Genomic DNA, 20,818 nt, shown 5'->3' on the forward strand with positions numbered 1-20,818 from the left:
TACGGCTCCTACACGGTGGTCGTCTCCGCCGGCGGCTGCGCGGCGGCTCCCTCGGCTGCTCTCGTCGTAAGCTCCAGTGTCAAGCCCCTGGCCGGTACTTCGCTGTCCATCTTCCCCAACCCCACCAGCCAGAACACGGTGACGGTGGAGCTGAGCGGCTACACCAAGGCTACCGAGCTGAGCATCTTCAACAGCCTAGGGCAGCTGGTGTACACCACCACGGCCCAGGGCAGCGCTGGCACCCGCCAGGTAACCCTGGAGTTCAACCATCAGCCGGCCGGCGTGTATACGCTGCGCGCCAAGACGGACGGTGGCCTCGATGTTCGTCGTATCATCAAGGAATAAGCTCCTTGCTTACCATTTAGAAAAGCCCCGCGGCCGTGCCGCGGGGCTTTTTTTATGCGCTGGTCCGGACCGGCCTACTACTGGCTCCGCAACGGCCCCGATGAGCAATTACCGCCCCGACTTGCGTAGCTTTACCGTATGTCCGTCTTCCAGACTTACCTGCAGCTCGGGTTTTTTCATATTTTCAACCTGCAGGCCTACGACCACCTGGTGTTTCTGCTGGCCTTGTGCACCCCCTACGCCGCGGCCGAGTGGCGCCGCGTGGTGGCCCTGGTGACGAGCTTTACCATTGGGCACTCCATTACGCTGGCCCTGGCCACGCTGGGTTTCGTGCAGTATAATCCCAAGCTGATTGAGGTGCTAATTCCCGTCACTATTCTTGTTACCAGCCTGCTCAACCTGCGCCGGGCCAGCCAGAATACCCGCCGTCAGCCCCTGCTCTGGGCCGTGCCCAACCTGCTGGCCGCCGGCTTCGGCCTGATTCACGGCCTGGGCTTTTCCAGCTACCTGCGCCAGCTACTGGGCCAAAGCAGCCGCCCCCTGGCCGAGCTGCTGGCTTTTAATATCGGCGTCGAACTGGGTCAGCTCCTGATTGTGGCTATTATCCTGCTCATAGGCTTCGTGGTGCTGCGGGCGGCGCGGGTAGCCCGGCGCGACTGGATTTTGGTGGTCAGTGGGGCGGCGGGTGGTATTGCGCTGGTCCTGTTGCTGCAAAACCTTACGGGTTAAGAAACTATGCCCGGCTGATGCAGCGTTTGGCTGCCGCGGCTGTCTTTGACTTTCCGAGTGCCGTGCGCTAGCCCGTCCGGTACCATTTTCCTGATTTTTCGCTTCTATATGCTTGTTTCTATGCTCAGAAACGTACTGCTGGCCGCGGGCCTGGCCACGCTGACGGCGGCCCCGCTGCTGGCCCAAAACACCAACTCCGGCACTGATAAGTTTCAGCAGCTCGACCAGCTGCTGCCCACGCCCAACTCCTTCCGTACGGCCTCCGGGGCCCCGGGCGCCGACTACTGGCAGCAGCGCGCCGACTACAACATCCGGGTGACGCTGGATGACAACAAGCAGGCTATTACGGGCGCCGAGGACATTACTTACACCAACCTCTCGCCCGACGTGCTGACCTACCTCTGGGTGCAGCTCGACCAGAACATCCTCGACAAGAACTCCATTACCACCGCCACCCAGGTAGGTGAGGTGAAGGACAAAATGTCGTTTCAGGCCATGGAGTATTTGATGCGCTCCGACTTCGACGGCGGCTTCAAGATTGAGTCGGTGAAGCTCAAGGGCGGCAAAGCCCTGAAGCACACCATCAACCACACCATGATGCGCATCGACCTGCCCACGCCCCTGCGGCCCAAGCAGGCCGTGACCTTCAGCGTGGCCTGGCACTACAACATCAACGACCAGCTCAAAATCAGTGAGCGGAGCGGCTACGAGTTCTTCCCCGAAGACAAGAACTACCTCTACGAAATTGCCCAGTTCTACCCCCGCATGGCCGTCTACAACGACGTGCGCGGCTGGCAGCACAAGCAGTTTCTGGGCAACGGCGAATTCACGTTGCCCTTCGGCGACTACCGCGTGAGCATCACCGCCCCCGCCGACCACGTGGTGGGGGCTACCGGCGTGCTGCAGAATCCCGATCAGGTGCTGACGGCCACCCAGCGCAAGCGCCTGGCCCAGGCCGCCGACTCGAAGAAGCCCGTGCTCATCGTGACGCAGATGGAAGCCGAGCAGGCTGAGCAGAAGCGCGTGAAAGGCACCAAAACCTGGACCTACGCCGCCAAAAACGTGCGTGACTTCGCCTGGGCCTCGTCCCGTAAGTTTATCTGGGACGCCATGGAAATCGAGCAGGCCGGCAAGCCCGTGCTGTGCATGAGCTACTACCCCAAGGAAGGCAACCCGCTGTGGGGCAAGTACTCGACCGAAGTCGTGGCCCACACCATCAAAACCTACTCCAAGCACACCATCGACTACGAATACCCCGTAGCCATTTCGGTGCACGGCCCGGTGGGCGGCATGGAATACCCGATGATCTGCTTTAACGGCGGCCGGCCCGAGAAGGACGGCACCTACTCGGCCGACCGGAAATACGGGATGATTTCGGTGATTATCCACGAAGTAGGCCACAATTTCTTTCCCATGATTATCAACTCCGACGAGCGGCAGTGGACGTGGATGGACGAGGGCCTGAACACCTTCGTGCAGTACCTGACCGAGCAGGAGTGGGAACGAAACTACCCCTCGCGCCGCGGGGAGCCCAAGAACATTGTGGAGTACATGCGCACCGACAAGAGCCTGCAAACCCCGATTATGACCAACTCGGAGTCGGTGCTGCAGTTTGGGCCCAACGCCTACGCCAAGCCTGCCACAGGCCTGAACATCCTGCGCGAAACGGTGATGGGCCGGGAGCTGTTCGACCACGCCTTCAAAACCTACGCCCAGCGCTGGGCCTACAAGCACCCCGAGCCGGCCGACTTCTTCCGCACCATGGAAGACGCTTCGGGCACCGACCTCGACTGGTTCTGGCGCGGCTGGTTCTACACCACCGACCACACCGACCTCAGCATCGAGGGCGTGAAGTGGTACACCGTGGACTCGAAGAACCCTGAAATCGAGAATGCCAAGCGCCGCGAAATGCTCAACAGCGCCCCCCAGACCCTGAGCCAGCAGCGCAACCTGCAGGACATTCAGAAAACCCTGGTCGACGAAAAGCCCGAGCTCAAGGACTTCTACAACAACTTCGACCCCACCGCCACCACCGACGCCGATAAGGCCCGCTACCAGCAGTACGTTCAGTCGCTCAGCGAAGAACAGCGCAGCCGCCTCAACGCCGGCCTGCACTTCTACGAGCTGGACCTGCGCAACATCGGTGGTCTGACGATGCCCGTCATTGTGCAGATGACCTACGAGGACGGTAAAACCGAAGTGGTAAACATTCCGGCCGAAATCTGGCGCAAAAACAACGAGCACATCACCAAAGTCTTCATCACGCCCAAGCCTGTGGTGAGCTTCGCCCTGGACCCCTTCCAGGAAACGGCCGACACCGACTTGAGCAACAACAGCTTCCCGCGCAAGCTGGCGCCCTCGCGCTTCGAGCTGTATCAGCAGCAGCAGCAAGCCGCGCCCAACCCGATGCAGCAGCAAAGCACCTCCCAGCAAAACCGGCCCGCCGGGACTGGTAGCAGCACCGGCGGCACCAACTAAGAGCAAACCATTACCGCAGAAAGGCCGGGCAATTTTGCCCGGCCTTTTTTTGTGCTTGCAACCTATTCTGCCCCCGCCGGCTCTTACTCCGGAACCCTTCCCCAACTTCTCCACTATGCGACACTCTCTACTTGCTGCTACCTTCGCGCTACCGCTGCTCACCCTGTCGGGCTGTGACCTCCGTAAGTGCGCTGACCCCGAACCCGCGCCGGCCTGCTACTCCGGCAAGGTAGTGGGGGCCGCCTGCATGGATGGCCTGCTCATTGAAGTCGACGGCCAGTATGCCATTGGCAAGAACTATGGGCAATTCACCAACGTGGTAGCCGCCGTAAACCTGCTGGAACAGGCTACTCCCGAGCTTAAAATCGATGGCCAGGTAGTGCAGCCCGGGCAAACCATCTACTTCACCTACACGACCAGCCCCGGGGCTCGCGAAGCCTTTTGCCCCCAGAACACGGTGCCCCTGCCCATTCCGCACCTGGTGCTGAGCAACGTGGGTACTGCCGGGTGCGGCGTAGCTACCAAGGGTCAGTAGACCACTGAACGACCACAGCACGTCTTTATAGATTCAGTAAAAAAGCGTCTGCCGCGAGTCAGACGCTTTTTTTGCTACTTTTCCCACATGACTACCTCTCCCATCCCCTTCCAGGTTACCGACTGGGCCCGGATTCCCGCCACTGAGCACCCCGGCGAAACCGGCGTGGCCTATTGGCGCACCTTGCAGCTGGGCAGCCTACGGGTGCGTATGGTGGAGTACTCGGCGGGCTACATGGCCGACCATTGGTGCCAGAAAGGCCATCTGCTGTTCGTCACCGAGGGCGAGCTGCTCACCGAGCTGGCCGACGGCCAAACGTTCCGCATGAGTGCGGGTATGTCGTACGAAGTATCGGATGAGCTCAGCTCCCACCGCTCTTCTACCGAGCACGGGGCCAAGCTTATTATCGTGGATGGCAGCTTTCTGAGCAGCTAGGCCCAGCTCACCGATTCCGAAAAAACCGCTTACTTCCGGCCGGTAACTTTTCTGCCTACTTCTGACCACAACCAAAAACGCTATGGGAATTCTCGACGGCCTGCTGGGCAATGCATCCGAAAACGACGCGCAGGAGCTCCAGCAGGAGCTCACCCGCCTGCTGGCCACCGGCGAGCGGGTGGAAAAAGCCTACGCCATCATCCGCGACCAGATTATTTTCACCAACAAGCGCCTGATTCTGGTGGACAAACAAGGCGTGACGGGCAAAAAGCGTGAAATCCTGAGCGTACCTTACCGCAGCATCGAGCGGTTCTCGATGGAAACCACCGGCCACTTCGACCTCGACGCCGAGCTCAAAATCTGGATCCGCGGCCAGGCCGAGCCCCTCACCAAAAACTTCCGCGACGACCAAAGCATCCACGACATCAGCCGCGCCCTGGCCGAGTACGCCTTGTGAGATGGTGAAATGGTGAGTTTTTTGTTCTGACAGCGCAGTCTGTGTCCTTGCGAGGCGCAAGCCGAAGCCATCCGTCCACTGCTAGCGACTACTAACCTTTTACCAAAAACCCTTTCCTACATGCGTAGGAAAGGGTTTTTCACGTTAGAAAACTCGGCACATTTCCGAAAACGGACTGCTTCGCTTTGCTCGCCAGAAGGCGGAACGTTGAGCATCAACTCACCAGTTCACCATCTCACAAGTTCACCGCTACGCCGCCGGCGTCTGAATAGCGGGCGGGGTGGGATTGTATTGCGGGGTGCCGGTGGCGTGTTCGGCTTTTTTCTTGCCCTGGTCGTCTTTCACGTCGCGGCGGCTGAAAGGGCGGATAATGAGGCGCAGGGCCTGGTCGGAGCTGAAGTAGCTAAAGGCCCAGTCGACGAAGGCCACGACTTTGTTGCGGAAGCCCACGAGGGTCATCAAGTGCACGAAAAGCCAGGTAAACCAGCCTAGGATACCGCTGAAATGCACGTCCTTGGGCAAGTCCACCACGGCCTTGTTGCGGCTCACGATGGCCATTACGCCCTTGTTCTTGTAGACGAACGGCACCGGGGCCTGGCCTTTGATGATGCGTTGCAGGTTGTCGCCCAGCAAATCGGCCTGCTGCTGGGCCACGGGGGCCAGCATGGGCAGGCCCTTGGGCATATCTTCCGTTACCATGTTGGCCACGTCGCCGATGGCAAACACGTTGGTCATGCCCTGCACCTGGTTCCACTGGTTCACGTTGATGCGCTTGTTGCGGGCCACGATTTCCTCCGGAATGCCGGGCACGGCCGCCCCGTTGACACCGGCCGCCCAAATCAGGTTTTCGGTCGGAATAAACTCGGTATCGGAGTAGTAGGCCCGGCAGTTTTCGTAGCCCTTGATGTGGGTATTGAGCACCACTTTCACGCCCAATTCCTCCATGTAGCGCATGGCATCCTGCTGCGACTTCACCGACATCGGCCCGAGCAGCTCGGCCCCGGCTTCCACCAGGATGATCTGCATCTTGCTCAAGTCCAGCTCGGGGTAGTCTTTGGGCAGCACGTGCTTGCGCATCTCGGCCAAGGAGCCGCTGATTTCGACGCCCGTCGGGCCGCCGCCCACCACCACGATGTTCATCAGGGCCTGCTTCTCCTCGGGGTTTTCGGTGAGCAGGGCCTTTTCAAAGTTCTGGAAGATAAAGCTGCGCAGGTTCAAGGCATTCGGGATGCTCTTGATCTGCATGGCGTTTTTCTCCAGGCTTTCAATGCCGAAGAAGTTGGTCAACGAGCCCGTGGCCAGCACCAGGTAGTCGTAGTGGATGTCGCCCACGCTGGTGTGGACCACGTTGGCAGCCGTATCCACGCGCTGCACGTCGGCCATGCGGTAGAAGAAATTCTTCTGGCCGGCGAAAATCTTGCGAATCGGGTAGGCAATGCTGTCGGCTTCCAGCGCGCCGGTGGCCACTTGGTAGAGCAGCGGCTGGAAGTTGTGGTAGTTGTTGCGGTCGACCACCACCACCTGCACCGGCGCGTCGCGCAGGGATTTGGCCAGGCGCAGGCCCCCGAAACCACACCCCACAATCACGACGCGGGGCTGAGATGAAACCGGAAGATTCGTATCCATAGGATTTTGCTGAAAGGAACGAGCCAAGGTAACCGCTTTTATATAGCGGCAATGGCATCCTTGGCCTTTACCCCAAAAGCACCGTTCTGGTTACCGTCCAGCTCCTGTATCGGGGCAGGCTAACCGCTTAAAAACCAGAAAGCCCGCGTTTCGGCGGGCTTTCTGGTTTTGTTGGGGCGCGGCAGATTAATAATCGACGCCTTCTTTCTTTTTGAATTCGCCCTGCTTGATCTGGTTGATGAGCTGCAGCCAGCTGAAGGGGTTCAGCAGCGGGTTGTTGGTTTGGGGCGTGGGCGCGGTACCCATGCGCCGGGCCTGGTCGTACTGCTGGTTTTGCATGGTCTGGCGGTAGTTGCCCATGCTGGTTACCGGCGCGTTGTTGAAAATGCGGCGCAGCACCTGCTCGTTGAGGTTGTCGGCCATGGCCGAGCCCCGCTCCTTGGGCAGCTTCAGAGCCAGGAAAGCCCGCTTAAACTCCTTTTCGGTGGCGTAGGGAAAGATGCGCACCTCGGGCAGAATGGTGGCGTCTTCCTTGAGCTGCACGATTACCGAGTAGCTCTGGCGCTGGTAGTCGGGCGGAATCACCACCGTTTGGTTGCGGTAGCCCAGGGAGCGAATCACGATACTGTCGCCGGTGAGCACCGGCAGCGAAAAGTAGCCGTAGGCATTGGTGGCCGTGCCGCGGCCGGCTTTGGGCACAAATACGGTGGCACCGGGCACGCCCAGCAAACTATCACCGGTGGCAATAATGCCGGTAAACTGCACCACGCGGCGCTGCCCCTGGGCCCGGGCCCGCGTGGGGCTCAGCCCCAGCAGCAGGACCACGATGACCAGCACCGCGACTAGCCAAGAAGAAGAAATTCGAACACTACCAGACATACAAGGCATTACAGACTACAATAATACGGCTCTTTCAGAGGCAGAAGCCCGGGTTGGTGTAAATTTGTTCCCACCCGGGCCCCCGGGCCGGCTTCGCCTTTCAGACAAAAGATGCGCCTAAAACACTTCAGCGTTGCATTTGGTCAACAACTATTCAAAGCTTTTGGTGACGACTCGCGGGTGCGCATCCTGCATTTGCTGTGGCGCAACCAGGAAATGTGCATTTCCGACCTGGAACAGGTCTTGGACTTCACCCAAACCAAGACGTCCCGGCAATTATTGTATCTGAAAAATGCAGGTTTGGTGAATTTTCGGCGACTCGACAACTGGGCCTTCTACTTTATCAAGGACGAAGTAACCGATTTGGTGGTGCAGCTGTTGGCCCTGATGGAAAAGGACGCCCAGCTTCTGCACGACCAGCAGATTTACCAGACGCTGTGGTCGAACCGCGAGCTGGCCGCGTACAAGCTCCAAAACCGCCGCTGGACCGGCATGCCCTAGCCTGGTCGGTCGTCGGATTTGTTTCCCTTCGCAACTTTCTCCATGACGCTGGCTTATCACCTGTTTGTGTGCAACAACCAAAAAGACGAAATCGGCAAGGACGTGGCCCGCGCCCTCAAGATTGAAATCAAGAAGCAGGGCCTCAAAAGCCTGCTGCTGGGCGGCGTGAAGCACAAAACCCGGGTCCAGACCTGCAACTGCCTCGACGTGTGTAAGCACTGCAAAAAGGGTCCGGGCGCGGCCGTCATCATTTACCCCGAAGGCACGCTCTACGGCGACGTGCGGCCCAAGGACGCGGCCGACATCGTGCAGAATCATTTGCTCGACGGCCGGGTTGTAAAAAGACTATTGCTGGATTAACCCCTCTTTCCCGTGCCCATCTTCGCCCCCGCCAAGCAGTACCGCCACCTGTTTTTCGACCTGGACCACACGCTCTGGGACTTCGAGAAGAACGCCGACGAAACCCTGCGTACCCTGTTCGAGCGCCACAACCTGGGCCGCTTCGGCACGTTCACCGTCGACCAGTTCATCGACCGGTACCGCGACGTGAACCACGCGCTGTGGCGGCTCTACCAGAACAACAAAATCACCCAGCAGCAGCTGCGCAGCATCCGGTTTGTGCGCACACTCACCAAGCTCGGCGTAGACGAGGCCGACGTGCCCTTCAACATCAGCCAGCAGTTCACCGATTTGCTGCCCCAGAAGTCGGCCGTGTTTCCCTTCACCCACGAGGTGCTGGATTACCTGCAAGGCAAGTACACGATGCACCTGATTACCAACGGCTTCAAGGACATCCAGCACCTCAAGCTGACGTCCTCGAACCTGACCGATTACTTCCAGGAAGTCATTACCTCCGAGTGCAGCGGCTACCTCAAGCCCGACGCCCGCATGTTTCGGCACGCGCTGGCGCGCACCGGCGCCACGGCCGCCGAAAGCCTGATGATAGGCGACAATCTGGAGTGCGATGTGCTGGGCGCCTACAACGCCGGCATCGACCAGGTGTACTTCAACCCCGAGAAGCGGCGCCACTTTGCCAGCACCACCTACGAAATCAGCTGTTTGAGCGAGCTACGCGACATTTTGTAGTAAACGGCCCCGCCCCGGAACCAGAATTCCGGGGCGGGGCATGGGTTTCTCGGCGTGAATTTCCGATTTACTACAGCAGCGCCCGGTCCCAGCCTATTTCCTGCTCACTGATGGCCGAGAGCAGCACTAGGCCCACGCCCACTAGCCCCCGCCGCAGGTCGTGCTCACGGTGTTGGTAGAAGTCGGTATGAAGCTCGTGGGTGAGCCAGCTGCGCGTTTGGGTAAGCCAGTAGGCGTAGCCTTTGCGGTAAGCCTCGTGGCCGCTGAGCTGGTAGAGCTTGCGGTAGAGGTGGGCCACGCCGGCGGCTCCGGAGCCAAACTCGGCCGTGGTAATAGCCGTGGTGCGGACATCGGCGCGGAGCAGGGTGTTGAGGCCGACCAGTTCCGCTAGCCGCACCAGCTCCTGATCCTGCAGCAACTCGTAGCTCTTGTAAAACAGCAGGGCCTGGCCCAGGTCGCTCGTGCGCCAGCTCAGCTCGTTGCTGAACCGGGTTTCCGCCTCCGGACCACTACCAATTTCATCGGGAAAGATGGCGTATTTCTTTTCCGAAAAATCAACCTCGCGCTTCGCCGCCAGAATGGACAGAATACCCTGCCGTACCTGCTCCATGATGCCCGCGCGGAAGATGCCGCGCTCGGCCAGCTGCACTAGCAGCAGCAGCTCCCCGGCTAGCCCGTCGGCCAGCCCCAGGCGGGTAGCCGGTGCCCCAGCCGGGGCGGGATGCACGAAGCCCAGCACTTTTTCGCTCAGGAGCCGCTCAATCAGGTCCGTAACCTGCTCCCACTGACCGGGAGCCAGCTGCTGGGGCAGGCGCAGGCAGAAGTAGCGCACAATTCGCAGCAGGGCGGCCCGGTTGGCGCTGGCGCTGGCAATCAGGTGAGTTGCTCCCGTGAGCAGGCGCAGGTCCCACTCGGCCAGCGGGTCTGGTTTTCCGGGGTCCAGCACCGCGTACTGCACCAGTTCGGCCTGCAGCCACGCCAGCACGACCATATCGTCCAGCCCCGCCGCCGACCAGCCGCCAACCGGTGGATTCCGGGCCAGCAGCAGCAGCAACTGACTAAGCAGCTCTTTGGCCCGGACGGCATCCTGCTCCTGCCCGAAAGCCCGGTACACGGCGTAGTAGTACACGGCGTAGCCCAGCATTTCGGGCACCGCGTCCCTACCGACCCCGCTCTTGTTGGCGAGAATTGTGTGAATGTCGCGCCAGCCCGTTACCAGGCCGTCTTTGTCCTTGTGCGCCGACGATAAATAAGGCTTCACCATTTTACTATTCATGACGGGAGAGTAAACGTCAAGCCCTACCCTGCTACTTAATTCTCTAAAATTTGACTTCTGACACCGTACCGTATTGATATAGAATAGGCTAAGCAGCGCAAACAATCAATGGTATTGCAGCCGGCCTTTTACCCGGCTAGTGGGGGCTAAGCCAGCCCGGAATGCCGGGTTGACTTAGCCCCACCGCCCGGCCCCTGAGCCGGCGTAAGCGTCATTCTACTGGGTATCAATCAACGACGTCGACGTCCACACCGAGGTCAGGGAAGTGTTGCAAATCATCGTCGACATGGGGCTGTCGTCGCTAAAGCTATACTTGCCCTGAGCGGCCGACTGCTTGCTGAAAACGGTGATGGTCGTTTTCTTGAAATCGAATTTCTGGGTTGCGTCGATGTTTTTCATAGTGCTGGTTGGTTGAAGGGTTAGCTAGTGTAATGTAGTGAGTTCCGTTGTGCGTCTGATCTGAAACAAACGTAGCCGATGGGTTTCATCCCCGATAAAATATTACACCAACCGGGCGTTGCGCTACACCAACCCGGCCAAATTCTGCACTTCTGCGGCCCAACTGACTAGTAGCCGGCTTTAGCTTCTATCTTCACCACCCGGCTTCTCTGTTCTTTCCGCTATTCTATGCCCGTTCAGTCTCCGCTGCTCAAGAAAATCCTGGTCCACTTCCTGATCTGGATCTGCTACATAGCCTATGAAGGCGCCTTTCTCACGGTGGTGAACGGCATGCAGTTCAACTACTGGGAAACGGGACTCAACTTCGCGCTGTTTGCCATCCTGTTCTACGCCAACAGCCTGGTGCTGCTGCCCCGCCTGTTTGCCCACCGGCACTACCTGCTCTACGGCCTGAACCTGATTGGGCTGATTATGGTCTTTTGCGGGCTGCGCTACGTGGTGGCCGTGTTTATTCTGCCCCAGCTCACCCAGCACGTACTCTACCCCTATTCTTCTACCAAGCTCTTCTGGGGCATTGCCCTCTATCGGGGCGTTTATTTCCTGCTGCTGAGCTTCGGCTACTGGTTTTCGCGCAATGCCCTCCGGCTCGAGAAGCAGAAGCGCCTCAACGAGGAGCAGCTGCGCTCGGCCGAACGCAGCCTGATGGAGGCCAATCTGGCGTTTCTCAAAAGCCAGATCAATCCGCACTTCCTGTTTAACGCCCTGAATTTCCTGTATGCCCAGGCGTACCCGCACTCCGAGGATACGGCCAAGGGTATTTTGCTGCTGTCGGACATCATGCGTTACGCCCTCAAGGACGACGACAACAACGGCAAGGTGATGCTGGAAAAGGAAGTGCAGCACCTGCAAAACTACATTGCCATCAACCAGCTCCGCTTCAACAACCGCCTGCAGATTCGCTTTGAGGTGCTCGGCAGCTTGCAGTTTCTGATGATTCTGCCCCTGATTCTAATCACCTTCGTCGAGAACTGCTTTAAGCACGGGGAACTCGGCGACCCGGAAGCGCCGCTGCTGATTCAGATTAAAACTGAAAACAACCGGCTGCACTTTTTGACTTCTAACAAGAAAAGGCATGGTCCCAAGGAGAAAACCACGGGCATCGGGCTTGTAAATACTCAGAAAAGATTAGACCTTGTTTATCCGGACCGCTATGCGCTGGTCGTGACCAACGAGCCGGAGTTCTACACCTGCCAACTCACCATTGACCTCTAAGCCCATGATTTCCTGCCTGATAGTGGATGACGAACAGGGTGCAATTGACATTCTGAAGACCTTTATCGAGAAAACTCCTTTCCTGACGCTGGCGGGCAGTACAACGAATCCAATTGAGGCCCTGAGCATCGTGCAGGACCAGGCCATTGACCTGATTTTTCTGGATATCCACATGCCCCAGATTTCGGGGCTGGACTTTATGCGCCTGCTCAAGGGCAAGAGCAAGGTTATTCTGACAACAGCCTACAGCGAGTTTGCCGTGGAAGGCTTCGAGCTCGAAGCCCTCGACTACCTGCTCAAACCCATTGCCTTCGAGCGGTTTCTGAAGGCGGCCCAGAAAGCCCTGAACACCTCCATGGACAGCACGGCCCGCTGGCAGCCCGCCGAAAAAGAGGACGACTACATCTTCGTGAAGACGGAAAGCAAGGGTAAAATGACCAAAGTCAACTTCGACGAAATTGTATTTGTCGAAGGCATGAAGAATTATATCTCCATTAACACGGCCGACGACCGTATCGTTACGCTGCTGAATATCAAGGACCTGGAAGACCGGCTGCCGCCCAAAAATTTTATGCGGGTGCACAAGTCCTACATTGTGTCCTTAAACAAAATCAAGGCCCTGGATGGCAACCAGATTCTGTTTAAGGACATGAAGGCCTACGTGCCGCTGGGCGAAACCTACCGCACCGCCTTTTTTGAGGCGTTGCAGGAAAAGGTCATGGGCGGCAAGAAGTAAAGCGGGCTAGGCCGGTACCTGGCTGCTTTTCTGCTGGGCCTGCTGCGACTGGTACTGCCGGTGCAGGAAGTCGTAGAGTACCATTTCGTGCAGGCGGGCATCCACCGGAATCAGGCGGTTGAGCAGCATGTGAATGTAACTACTGAGCAGGTTGGGCCGCTCCACTTCCAGCTCACCCTGCCGGCCCAGGGCGTTGATTTGCTGGGCAATGCTCCGCACCCGCTGCTTGTGCGTAGTGCCATCGGATAGGGTTTGCTGCCACAGGGCCTGCTGAATGGTGGGCCGGAAGCTGCGGTACTTGGCGTCGAGCTGCAGCTTCAGGTTTTTGTCCATGCCGAACTCCCGGCCGAAGCTTTCCTTGAGAGAATGCAGCAGGGCCAGCTTTTCGGCTAGCGGGCAGTCGAAGGCGTCGAGGAGCTCGTCAATCTGGTGCAGGCCCCACACCCACAGGTTGGCGCTGTCGTCGCCGGCGGTTTCGGCCAGCATGCTCAGCACGGCGCGGCTGTTCTCAAAAAACAAGGATTCGGACAGTTCCATGCTGCTGGAGCCGTAGCGCTCCAGCTCGCGGCGGTACGTATCAATCTGGGTTTTCCAGATGTAGCCGTTACTCACGTAGGGCTGCACGCAGGCGTTGACGAGGTGCACGATGCTGCCGATGCGCTGCACATCGGACAAGTGCAGGCGCAGACGGATGTGGTTGTCGGGGTCGGCGTAGCGAATGAAAAACCATTTATCAATCAGCCCCTGCCGCAGTAGCTCCTCGGTCAGGGGCCGGACGATGTCAATCAGCACCCGGTCGGCCACTTTTTGCCCGCAGTAAAACTTGTAGTAGAGCCACTCCGAGCCCATCGAAAACTCCCGAACTACCTCAGCCTGCCGGCTGGTCTTGGTGCGGCCCAGAGCCGTGTAACAGGGCACTTTACGCAAGAGCAGGCCCACGAACTGATGCACGTAGGCCCGGCCCTGAGCGTCTTGGACGGGGCTGGCGGCGCCGGCAAACAGAAATTCCTTGAGCTTAACCAGCGGGCGGCTCCGAATAGCGGCCAGCCACACGCCCACGCTGGTGGGGTTGTCGGCATCCACGAGCAACTCATTGTCGCCGTCGGCCAAGGTGAAAAAGCGCGGCAGCTGCCAGCGGCGGCGAAACTCGCGCAGGCGGTCCTGCAGTTCGGCGGCCGAAGCCGCCAGCAGGCTCTGCAGATCGGTGCGGTCGAGCTGCCAGGAGGCGGGCTGCAACACCACCTGCCGGAAAGTGAGGCGGGGCAGAAACTTGGCGTAGAGCGACACTGCACTCCACGAAAAGCCCAGCTGGTGCTGCAGGCCCTGGGTTTGCAGGTCGCACAGAAACTCGTACACGGGCAGGGCCTGATGGGTAAAGTTATGGGCCGTGCTCAGGCGGGGCACAATAATCTGGTTGGTCAGGCGGGAGCGAATTATCAGCTGCTGGCCCTGCATGGCCAGGGTCAGGTCCTGGAGCCGAATCTGGCCTTCGGCCGGGCGCCCAGCCTGGGCCAGGTACGGAATTTCGAAGTCCCGGAAGGCGGGGCGCAGCAGAATATTGCCCACCCGGCTCACCGGCAAATGCGCAATTTCGGCGAAGGCGACGCCCGGGTTCTGGTCCTGTTCGTAGCAGGTTACTTCGTGGATAATCTGCTCAATCCGGCTGTCGGCGTGGGCAAAGCGGCCCAGTAGGTTGACGGCGCTGGACCCCCCCGCGTTTTCGAGCAGAATTTGGCCCTCGTCGAGCAGGCGAAACATCACCGGCAGGGAGGGCGGCAGCGGGTTGGCCACGGCCGTGAAGCCCTGCACCTCGGCCCGGGTAATTTCCACGCTGTACTGGTGGTTACGGTCGGCCTCGCGCAGCTTGTGGTACATGAAGTGCTGCACCTCGTTCTGGCGCAGCGAGCGGGCCTTGCTGCCGGGGCCCGCCAGGGCCAAATCGTGCACCAGGGGCGAGTACGTGCTTTTGCCAAAATCGGAGTAGCGCAGGCCGCTTTCGTTGTCCAGGGCTTCGAGCAGGGGCACGGCCTGGCCTTCGTAGCGCGCCTGAAACCGTTCCTTGAAATCCTCCAGCCGCTCGTTGCGGTGGGGCGTCGCCAGGAAGGTCAGCACGTCGAGGGCCTCGAGCAGCTGCTCCTGCACGGCCGTGCTGAGCGTGGCCTCGGGCTGCAGGCCGCGGATGGAATCGGTCTGGAAGAGCTTGTTCTTCTGAATTGGAATGCCCAGGGGCAGCAGCTCGTCCACGATTTGCTCGTAAGCGGCCGCTGAGTTCACCGGGTTTTGATCCAGCGTGTGGAGCAACTGCGCCACCTCGAGCAGGGTAGTTTGCAGGGTGTCGAGCAAGGCATCCGGGGCGCCGGCCTGCAGGCGGGCCAGCACCGTTTGCAGATGGGTGTAAAACTCGGGGCCGGTAACGGTCGGCTCCAACTCACTGACCAGCACCTGGGCCTGAATCAGCTGGTCGACATACGTCTGGGCCGAGGCCAATTCCTGCTCATCATCGGCCAGCTGCTGGGACAGTTCCCGCCGCGTGCAGCCTGCCCGGCTGGCGTCGATAACCTGCAGCAGGGTGGCGGAGGCCGTGGCCGAGCTGATTTGGTGGACTCGTTCTTCCTCCACGTAGCGGTGCTCGATGTAGCGCACCTCCTGCCCAATTTGATAGATACTGGTGTTGGGGAAATACCGGATTCGCTCTTTCACCGCGGCCAGTTCCGAAAGCTGGTAGGCCAGGGCGCAGAGGTAGTGCATGTCGAGGCGGGTATGGCGGGAGTTGTGCTCCGGGGCCAGCGTGATGCGGCTTGCGGAACCCCAGCGCAGCACCGAACACCCGGCAAACAAGCCAAAGGGCGTACTACGGCTGCTCATGCGGGCGTAGTAGCGCGCCACGGTACTTTGCAGCTTCTCAATCTTTTTGGGGTCGGTCAGCTCCCCGCTCAGCCACTTACGGCACTCCTGGCACAAATCGGGGGAGGCCAGGTACAGAGCTTCCATAAACCCCGCATCCTGGAGCCGGCTTTGCAGCGCAGCCTCGTCAAAGCTGCTGTCGAAGGGTGCGGCGGGCGTGCGTAAAACCAGGTTGGGATGAAAATGGTAAAGGTGTTTCATCGGCAGGTAGCGCAATAAGTGAGGTGGCGAAGTAGGTGGAAAAACGGACTGGCTGCTTAACGGCCGTTGCCTTGGATTTCCACAGCATCAAATTGCACAAAACATTCTCCCCGACAAAACGTAGGGCCCCGACTATATTTTATTATTTTCATCAGTCGACCAGCCTGTTTCCGGCCAAAAGCCCCCAGGGCATTGGAAGCCAGCAAAACCCATCGGACCTTGCGGCTTTTTCACCTCCCTCCTCTTCCATGGTTCAGCTCATTGGCCTTTCCGGCAAGCGCGGCAGCGGCAAAGACACGGTGGCCCGCCTGCTGCAGCAGCTACAGCCCGAGCGCCGCTGGCAGATTCTCTCTTTCGGCGACGCCATCAAGGCCGTGTGCGCCACGCTGGCCGGCGAGGAAACGGCGCCCTATTACCAGCAGCGGGGCAAGGCCGAACTGCTGCCCGACTTTGGCCGCACCCGCGGCGAAATGCTCCAGCAGGTAGGCGGCGCGCTGCGGGCCTGGGACTACGAAATCTGGGTAAAGGCCTTCTTTGCCCGCCTGCCGCCCGGCCAGTGCGTGCTCGTGCCCGACGTGCGCTTCCCCAACGAAGCCCAGCCCATTCTGGACCGCGGGGGCATTATGCTGCGCGTGGAGGGTGACCCGCTGAAGCAACAAGGCGACGGCACCCGCGACGACAACCACCCCAGCGAAACGGTAATGGACACCTACGGGCAGTTTACGGCCGTGCTGCACAACGTGGGCAGCCGCGAACAGCTGCGCCGGCAGGTGGAGCAGCTGGTGCTCCCCCTGCTATAAGCCAGGCGGCAAGCCAACGACTACCCCCAGCGTAGGCCTTGCTAACGAGTGCAGGGCAAGGCGATACGCGTAAGCAGCCAGTGCACTCGTGTGCAAGGCCATCTTTCGCCCGTAAGCAAGCCATGCACTCGTGTGCAAGACCATCTTTCACCCGTAAGCAAGCCATGCACTAGTGTGCAGAGCCATCTTTCGCCCGTAAGCAAGCCATGCACTCGTACGCAGGGCAGGGTTTCGTCCGTCAGGGGGCTTTGCCAACGGTAGCGGCGCGGGCGCGCGGGCGGCGCAGAATAGCATTACCAAATAGGAACGGTACCTTTGCCCTACCACCCCTTCGAAACCTAACTACACCCCCTTCTCCGCTATGGCCAACGGCTTTTTCAACGTCCCGACTCCAGTAAACGAACCCGTCAAAGGCTACGCGCCCGGCTCCAAGGAGCGCGCCGAGCTGCAGCAGGCCCTCAAAGACCTCAAAAAGCAGCAAGTCGATATTCCGATGCACATCGGGGGCCAGGAAATCCGGACCGGTAAGACGCAAAACATTACCCCGCCCCACGACCACCAGCACGTACTGGGCCAGTTCCACGAGGGCGACGCGAGCCACGTGCAGCAGGCCATTGAGGCGGCTTTGGCCGCCCGCACCCAGTGGGCCGAGCTGCCCTGGGAGCACCGCGCTTCTATCTTTTTGAAGGCGGCTGAGCTGCTGGCCGGCCCCTACCGGGCCCGTCTCAACGCGGCCACCATGCTGGGCCAGAGCAAGAATGCCTTCCAGGCGGAAATCGACGCAGCCTGCGAGCTGATCGACTTTTTCCGCTTCAACGTGTTCTTCATGCAGGAAATCTACAAGCAGCAGCCCGAAAGCCAGCCCGGCATGTGGAACCGCTTGGAGCAGCGCCCCTTGGAAGGCTTCGTATTTGCCCTCACGCCGTTTAACTTCACCTCCATTGCCGGCAACCTGCCCACTTCGGTAGCCATGATGGGCAACGTGGTGGTGTGGAAGCCCGCCAACACCCAGATTTACTCGGCCCAGGTGCTGATGGAGCTCTTTAAGGAAGCCGGCGTGCCCGACGGCGTCATCAACCTGGTGTTCGTGGACGGCCCCACCGCCGGCGACGTTATCTTCCACCACCCCGACTTTGCCGGCATTCACTTTACCGGCTCCACGGGCGTGTTCCAGAACATCTGGAAAACCATCGGCCAGAACATTCACAAGTACAAGAGCTACCCCCGCATCGTGGGCGAAACCGGCGGCAAGGACTTTATCCTGGCCCACCACTCGGCGCACCCGCGGCAGGTAGCCACGGCCATTACCCGCGGCGCCTTCGAGTTCCAGGGCCAGAAATGCTCGGCCGCCTCGCGCGCTTACATTCCCAGCAACATCTGGGACGAGGTGAAAGGCTACGTGCAGGAAGACCTGAAGTCCATCAAGATGGGCGACGTGGAAGACTTCTCCAACTTCGTCAACGCCGTGATTAGCGAGGCTTCCTTCGACAAGCTGGCCCGCTACATCGACGCCGCCAAAGCCGACGACTCGGTGGAAATTATTGCCGGCGGTGGCCACGACAAGTCCAAGGGCTACTTCATCGAGCCCACGGTGATTGTGACCCGCAACCCGCAGTACGTGACCATGTGCGAGGAGCTGTTCGGCCCCGTGCTGACCCTGCACGTCTACGATTCGCAGGACTTCGAAAAGACCCTGGAGCTAGTGGACGGCACCTCGCCCTACGCCCTGACCGGCGCCATCTTCGCCCAGGACCGCTACGCCATTGATCTGGCCTCGAAGAAGCTGGTGCACGCGGCCGGCAACTTCTACATCAACGACAAGCCCACCGGCGCCGTGGTGGGGCAGCAGCCCTTCGGCGGCGCCCGGGCCTCCGGCACCAACGACAAGGCCGGCTCCATGCTGAACCTGCTGCGCTGGGTGTCGCCGCGCGCCATCAAGGAAACCTTCGTGACGCCCGTCGACTACCGCTACCCCTTCCTGGGCGTCGACAACGGCGAAAACCTGAACGTAACGGGTCAGGGCGGCTTCTAAGCTGAAGTCTTACGTCACAAAAAGGCCGCTCCGGAAATCCGGAGCGGCCTTTTTATTGATTCGCGGCAAGGCCAGTAATGGGGGCTACTCCAAGCAGCCTTTTGATTCGGCGGCTACTATTGCACCAGCGGCAGCAGCCAGTCGAGCAGCAGCACGCCCGCCAGCCCGACTACGGATACGATGGTTTCCATCATCGTCCAGGAGCGCAGGGTGTCGCGCACGGAAAGGTTGAAGTACTCTTTGAAGAGCCAGAAGCCCGCGTCGTTGAAGTGGGACAAGAGCAGGCTGCCGGCCCCAATGGAAAGCACCATCAGGTTGGGGTTGGCGTGGGACTGGGCCATGGTGGGCAGCATCACGCCGGCGGCCGTCAGGCCGGCAATGGTGGCCGAGCCCAGGCTCACCCGGATGGCGGCGGCAATCAGCCAGCCCAGCAGCAGCGGCGGCACCCCGGTATCGAGCAGGCCCCCGGCAATGGCCGCGCTGATGCCGCTGGCCACCAGCACCTGCTTGAAGGCTCCGGCCCCACCGATGATGAGCAGAATCAGGGCCACGTCTTTTACCGAGGCGGAGTACGTCTCCATTACTGCCGCCAAACTCTTGCCTTGCCGGGTGCCCAGGCTAACGGTGGCAACCCCAACCGAGAGCAGCATGGCTACCACCGGCTCACTCAGAAACGTCAGCACCGGGGCCGCGGCAGTATCGGCGGGTAGCACCGCCTGCAAAGCCAGCACGGGCGCCAGCAGCAGCACGGGCAGCAACGACGACAGAAAGCTGTTCAGGCGGCCGGGCAAGGCGCTTTCCGGGCGGGTATCGGCCACAAACCCGGCCAGCGGTACGGCCTCGATATGGCGTAGCGTGTGAGCATACACGGGCCCGGCCAGGATAATGGCCGGCACGGCAATGAGCAGGCCGTAGCAGAACGTCAGGCCCAGACTGGCGTGGAACTGGGCCACCAGGGCCGTGGGCGCCGGGTGGGGCGGCAGAAACCCGTGCATCACCGACAGCGCGGCCAGCATGGGCAGCCCCACAAATACGGCCGGCAGCTTGTACTTGTAGACTACCGAGAAGATGAGCGGTATCATCAGCACGAAGCCCACGTTGTAGAACAGCGGAATGCCGATGATAAAGCCCACCACCATGAGCGTCCACTGAATGTAGCGGGTACCGAAGGCGGCAATCAGGGCGGCGGCAATCTGCTGGGCGGCCCCGCTTTCGGCCACGATTTTGCCCAGCATGGCGCCCAGCACAATGACAATCAGCACCGAGCCCAGCGTGTCGCCCAGGCCCTGCGACACGGCCCCCAGCAGCTTAGACGCCGGCAAACCCAGGGCCAGCCCTACCCCGAGCGACACCAGCAGAAACGCCAGAAACGGGTGCACTTTCGCCCAGCTGATGAGCCCAATCAACGCCAGGACGGCCAGTAGCAGAATCAGAAAGGGCATATAGGAAGCTTGCTGGGCTGAATGGGTGAAGCCTGGTGCGAGGGTCGCGCTAGGAGCATGCTGGGCCGTTAAACCGGCTACTTAAAATGAGCAACTATCTGGCTTACCAGGTAGTCCGGGGCGGCATCGATGGGCAGGCACAGTGCGTAGGCCGGCCGCTCCAGGGTTGCAAACTGCGAGTTCAGCAGCGCCGGGCTCATGTAGTGGTTCTGGCGCTGCTCCAGCCGCTGGCGCACCAGCTCGGGGGGGCCATCCAGAAGCGTCCAGCTGATGGACTCGGTCGTGGCGGCGCTGAGCTGCTGGCGGTACTTTTCTTTCAGGGCGGAGCAGGCCAGCACGGCGCCCGGGCCCCGGCTCCACTGCTGAATGCTGGCCGCTAGGCGGGTGAGCCAGCTTTGCCGGTCGTCGTCGGTGAGTGGGGTGCCGCCCTGCATTTTGGCTACGTTTTCGGGCGAGTGAAAGTCGTCGGCATCGAAGAAAGGTAGCCCCAGCGTTTGCGCCAGCAGGCGGCCCACCGTGGTTTTGCCACTGCCCGATACGCCCATAATGATAAAGACCCGGCTGGCTGACATGCTTGATGGTATGTTGGTATTGGGGTTTGAACAGAAAGGAAGCAGATCTGGCTTCCACCGTGGAAGCCGTTTCCAAGGTACGTACCGGCTGGCATTGGCCGGGAGCGGGAGCG

20 protein-coding genes are annotated in these 20,818 nt (G+C 60.2%); 13 read left to right on the forward strand and 7 right to left on the reverse strand.

The genetic code is table 11. The features are described from left to right. From CLV45_RS24090 to CLV45_RS24115, 6 genes are all read left to right on the forward strand, one after another. Positions 1 to 345, forward strand: a 345-nt coding sequence (locus tag CLV45_RS24090; RefSeq protein WP_157807767.1) for a T9SS type A sorting domain-containing protein, incomplete at its 5' end; no start/stop codon positions are given. Positions 346 to 483: 138 nt separating this feature from the next. Beyond that, positions 484 to 1,074, forward strand: coding sequence for a HupE/UreJ family protein (locus CLV45_RS24095; RefSeq protein WP_100339069.1), 591 nt, complete (start codon positions 484 to 486; stop codon positions 1,072 to 1,074). A gap of 120 nt (positions 1,075 to 1,194) precedes the next feature. Continuing rightward, on the forward strand, positions 1,195 to 3,552 hold the full coding sequence (locus CLV45_RS24100; RefSeq protein WP_100339070.1) for a M1 family metallopeptidase: 2,358 nt from the start codon (positions 1,195 to 1,197) through the stop codon (positions 3,550 to 3,552). A 115-nt stretch (positions 3,553 to 3,667) separates the two neighbouring features. Next, complete coding sequence (locus CLV45_RS24105) at positions 3,668 to 4,087, forward strand: hypothetical protein (protein WP_157807768.1); 420 nt, start codon at positions 3,668 to 3,670, stop codon at positions 4,085 to 4,087. An 87-nt stretch (positions 4,088 to 4,174) separates the two neighbouring features. Further along, a complete protein-coding gene (locus CLV45_RS24110) occupies positions 4,175 to 4,522 on the forward strand; it encodes a DHCW motif cupin fold protein (protein WP_100339072.1) in 348 nt (115 codons plus the stop codon). A gap of 82 nt (positions 4,523 to 4,604) precedes the next feature. Then, on the forward strand, positions 4,605 to 4,979 hold the full coding sequence (locus tag CLV45_RS24115) for a PH domain-containing protein (protein WP_100339073.1): 375 nt from the start codon (positions 4,605 to 4,607) through the stop codon (positions 4,977 to 4,979). A 249-nt stretch (positions 4,980 to 5,228) separates the two neighbouring features. Here CLV45_RS24115 and CLV45_RS24120 read toward each other — a convergent pair whose 3' ends face one another. Further along, complete coding sequence (locus CLV45_RS24120; RefSeq protein ID WP_100339074.1) at positions 5,229 to 6,605, reverse strand: NAD(P)/FAD-dependent oxidoreductase; 1,377 nt, start codon at positions 6,603 to 6,605, stop codon at positions 5,229 to 5,231. Positions 6,606 to 6,791: 186 nt separating this feature from the next. Then, the gene (locus tag CLV45_RS24125) at positions 6,792 to 7,484 is read right to left on the reverse strand and encodes a carboxypeptidase-like regulatory domain-containing protein (RefSeq protein ID WP_157807769.1); all 693 of its coding nucleotides are present in this window, start codon (positions 7,482 to 7,484) and stop codon (positions 6,792 to 6,794) included. Positions 7,485 to 7,595: 111 nt separating this feature from the next. Here CLV45_RS24125 and CLV45_RS24130 point away from each other — a divergent pair, with 111 nt between their 5' ends. Genes CLV45_RS24130 through CLV45_RS24140 form a run of 3 tightly spaced genes read left to right on the forward strand, consistent with a single transcriptional unit; the run spans position 7,596 to position 9,071 of the window. Beyond that, on the forward strand, positions 7,596 to 7,985 hold the full coding sequence (locus tag CLV45_RS24130; protein WP_100339076.1) for an ArsR/SmtB family transcription factor: 390 nt from the start codon (positions 7,596 to 7,598) through the stop codon (positions 7,983 to 7,985). A gap of 42 nt (positions 7,986 to 8,027) precedes the next feature. Then, the gene (locus CLV45_RS24135) at positions 8,028 to 8,345 is read left to right on the forward strand and encodes a (2Fe-2S) ferredoxin domain-containing protein (protein WP_100339077.1); all 318 of its coding nucleotides are present in this window, start codon (positions 8,028 to 8,030) and stop codon (positions 8,343 to 8,345) included. 12 nt (positions 8,346 to 8,357) lie between these two features. Next, on the forward strand, positions 8,358 to 9,071 hold the full coding sequence (locus CLV45_RS24140) for a YjjG family noncanonical pyrimidine nucleotidase (RefSeq protein WP_245882983.1): 714 nt from the start codon (positions 8,358 to 8,360) through the stop codon (positions 9,069 to 9,071). Between the two features lie 70 nt (positions 9,072 to 9,141). On the opposite strand, the gene CLV45_RS24145 is transcribed toward CLV45_RS24140, so the two are convergent. Then, complete coding sequence (locus CLV45_RS24145; protein ID WP_157807770.1) at positions 9,142 to 10,347, reverse strand: lanthionine synthetase LanC family protein; 1,206 nt, start codon at positions 10,345 to 10,347, stop codon at positions 9,142 to 9,144. 216 nt (positions 10,348 to 10,563) lie between these two features. Next, positions 10,564 to 10,746: a hypothetical protein gene (locus tag CLV45_RS24150; RefSeq protein WP_100339079.1), complete on the reverse strand. Its 183-nt coding sequence runs from the start codon at positions 10,744 to 10,746 to the stop codon at positions 10,564 to 10,566. Positions 10,747 to 10,974: 228 nt separating this feature from the next. Here CLV45_RS24150 and CLV45_RS24155 point away from each other — a divergent pair, with 228 nt between their 5' ends. Then, the gene (locus CLV45_RS24155; RefSeq protein ID WP_100339080.1) at positions 10,975 to 12,018 is read left to right on the forward strand and encodes a sensor histidine kinase; all 1,044 of its coding nucleotides are present in this window, start codon (positions 10,975 to 10,977) and stop codon (positions 12,016 to 12,018) included. Positions 12,019 to 12,022: 4 nt separating this feature from the next. After that, positions 12,023 to 12,754, forward strand: a complete 732-nt coding sequence (locus CLV45_RS24160; RefSeq protein WP_100339081.1) for a LytR/AlgR family response regulator transcription factor — start codon at positions 12,023 to 12,025, stop codon at positions 12,752 to 12,754. A 6-nt stretch (positions 12,755 to 12,760) separates the two neighbouring features. Here CLV45_RS24160 and CLV45_RS24165 read toward each other — a convergent pair whose 3' ends face one another. Next, positions 12,761 to 15,859 carry a lantibiotic dehydratase gene (locus CLV45_RS24165; RefSeq protein ID WP_157807771.1) on the reverse strand — a complete coding sequence of 1,033 codons (3,099 nt, stop codon included), beginning with the start codon at positions 15,857 to 15,859 and terminating at the stop codon, positions 12,761 to 12,763. Positions 15,860 to 16,107: 248 nt separating this feature from the next. On the opposite strand from CLV45_RS24165, the gene CLV45_RS24170 reads away from it, so the two are divergent. Together CLV45_RS24170 and pruA are read left to right on the forward strand one after the other, a co-directional pair. Next, positions 16,108 to 16,659, forward strand: a complete 552-nt coding sequence (locus tag CLV45_RS24170) for a hypothetical protein (protein WP_100339083.1) — start codon at positions 16,108 to 16,110, stop codon at positions 16,657 to 16,659. Between the two features lie 361 nt (positions 16,660 to 17,020). Beyond that, on the forward strand, positions 17,021 to 18,691 hold the full coding sequence (gene pruA / locus CLV45_RS24175; RefSeq protein ID WP_100339084.1) for an L-glutamate gamma-semialdehyde dehydrogenase: 1,671 nt from the start codon (positions 17,021 to 17,023) through the stop codon (positions 18,689 to 18,691). A gap of 116 nt (positions 18,692 to 18,807) precedes the next feature. Here pruA and CLV45_RS24180 read toward each other — a convergent pair whose 3' ends face one another. Both CLV45_RS24180 and CLV45_RS24185 read right to left on the reverse strand, forming a co-directional pair. After that, positions 18,808 to 20,133 carry a gluconate:H+ symporter gene (locus tag CLV45_RS24180; RefSeq protein ID WP_100339085.1) on the reverse strand — a complete coding sequence of 442 codons (1,326 nt, stop codon included), beginning with the start codon at positions 20,131 to 20,133 and terminating at the stop codon, positions 18,808 to 18,810. A gap of 77 nt (positions 20,134 to 20,210) precedes the next feature. Beyond that, a complete protein-coding gene (locus tag CLV45_RS24185; protein ID WP_100339086.1) occupies positions 20,211 to 20,705 on the reverse strand; it encodes a gluconokinase in 495 nt (164 codons plus the stop codon). Positions 20,706 to 20,818 lie beyond the last annotated feature (113 nt).

The organism is Hymenobacter chitinivorans DSM 11115 (assembly GCF_002797555.1).
GTDB classification, from domain to species: Bacteria; Bacteroidota; Bacteroidia; order Cytophagales; family Hymenobacteraceae; genus Hymenobacter; species Hymenobacter chitinivorans.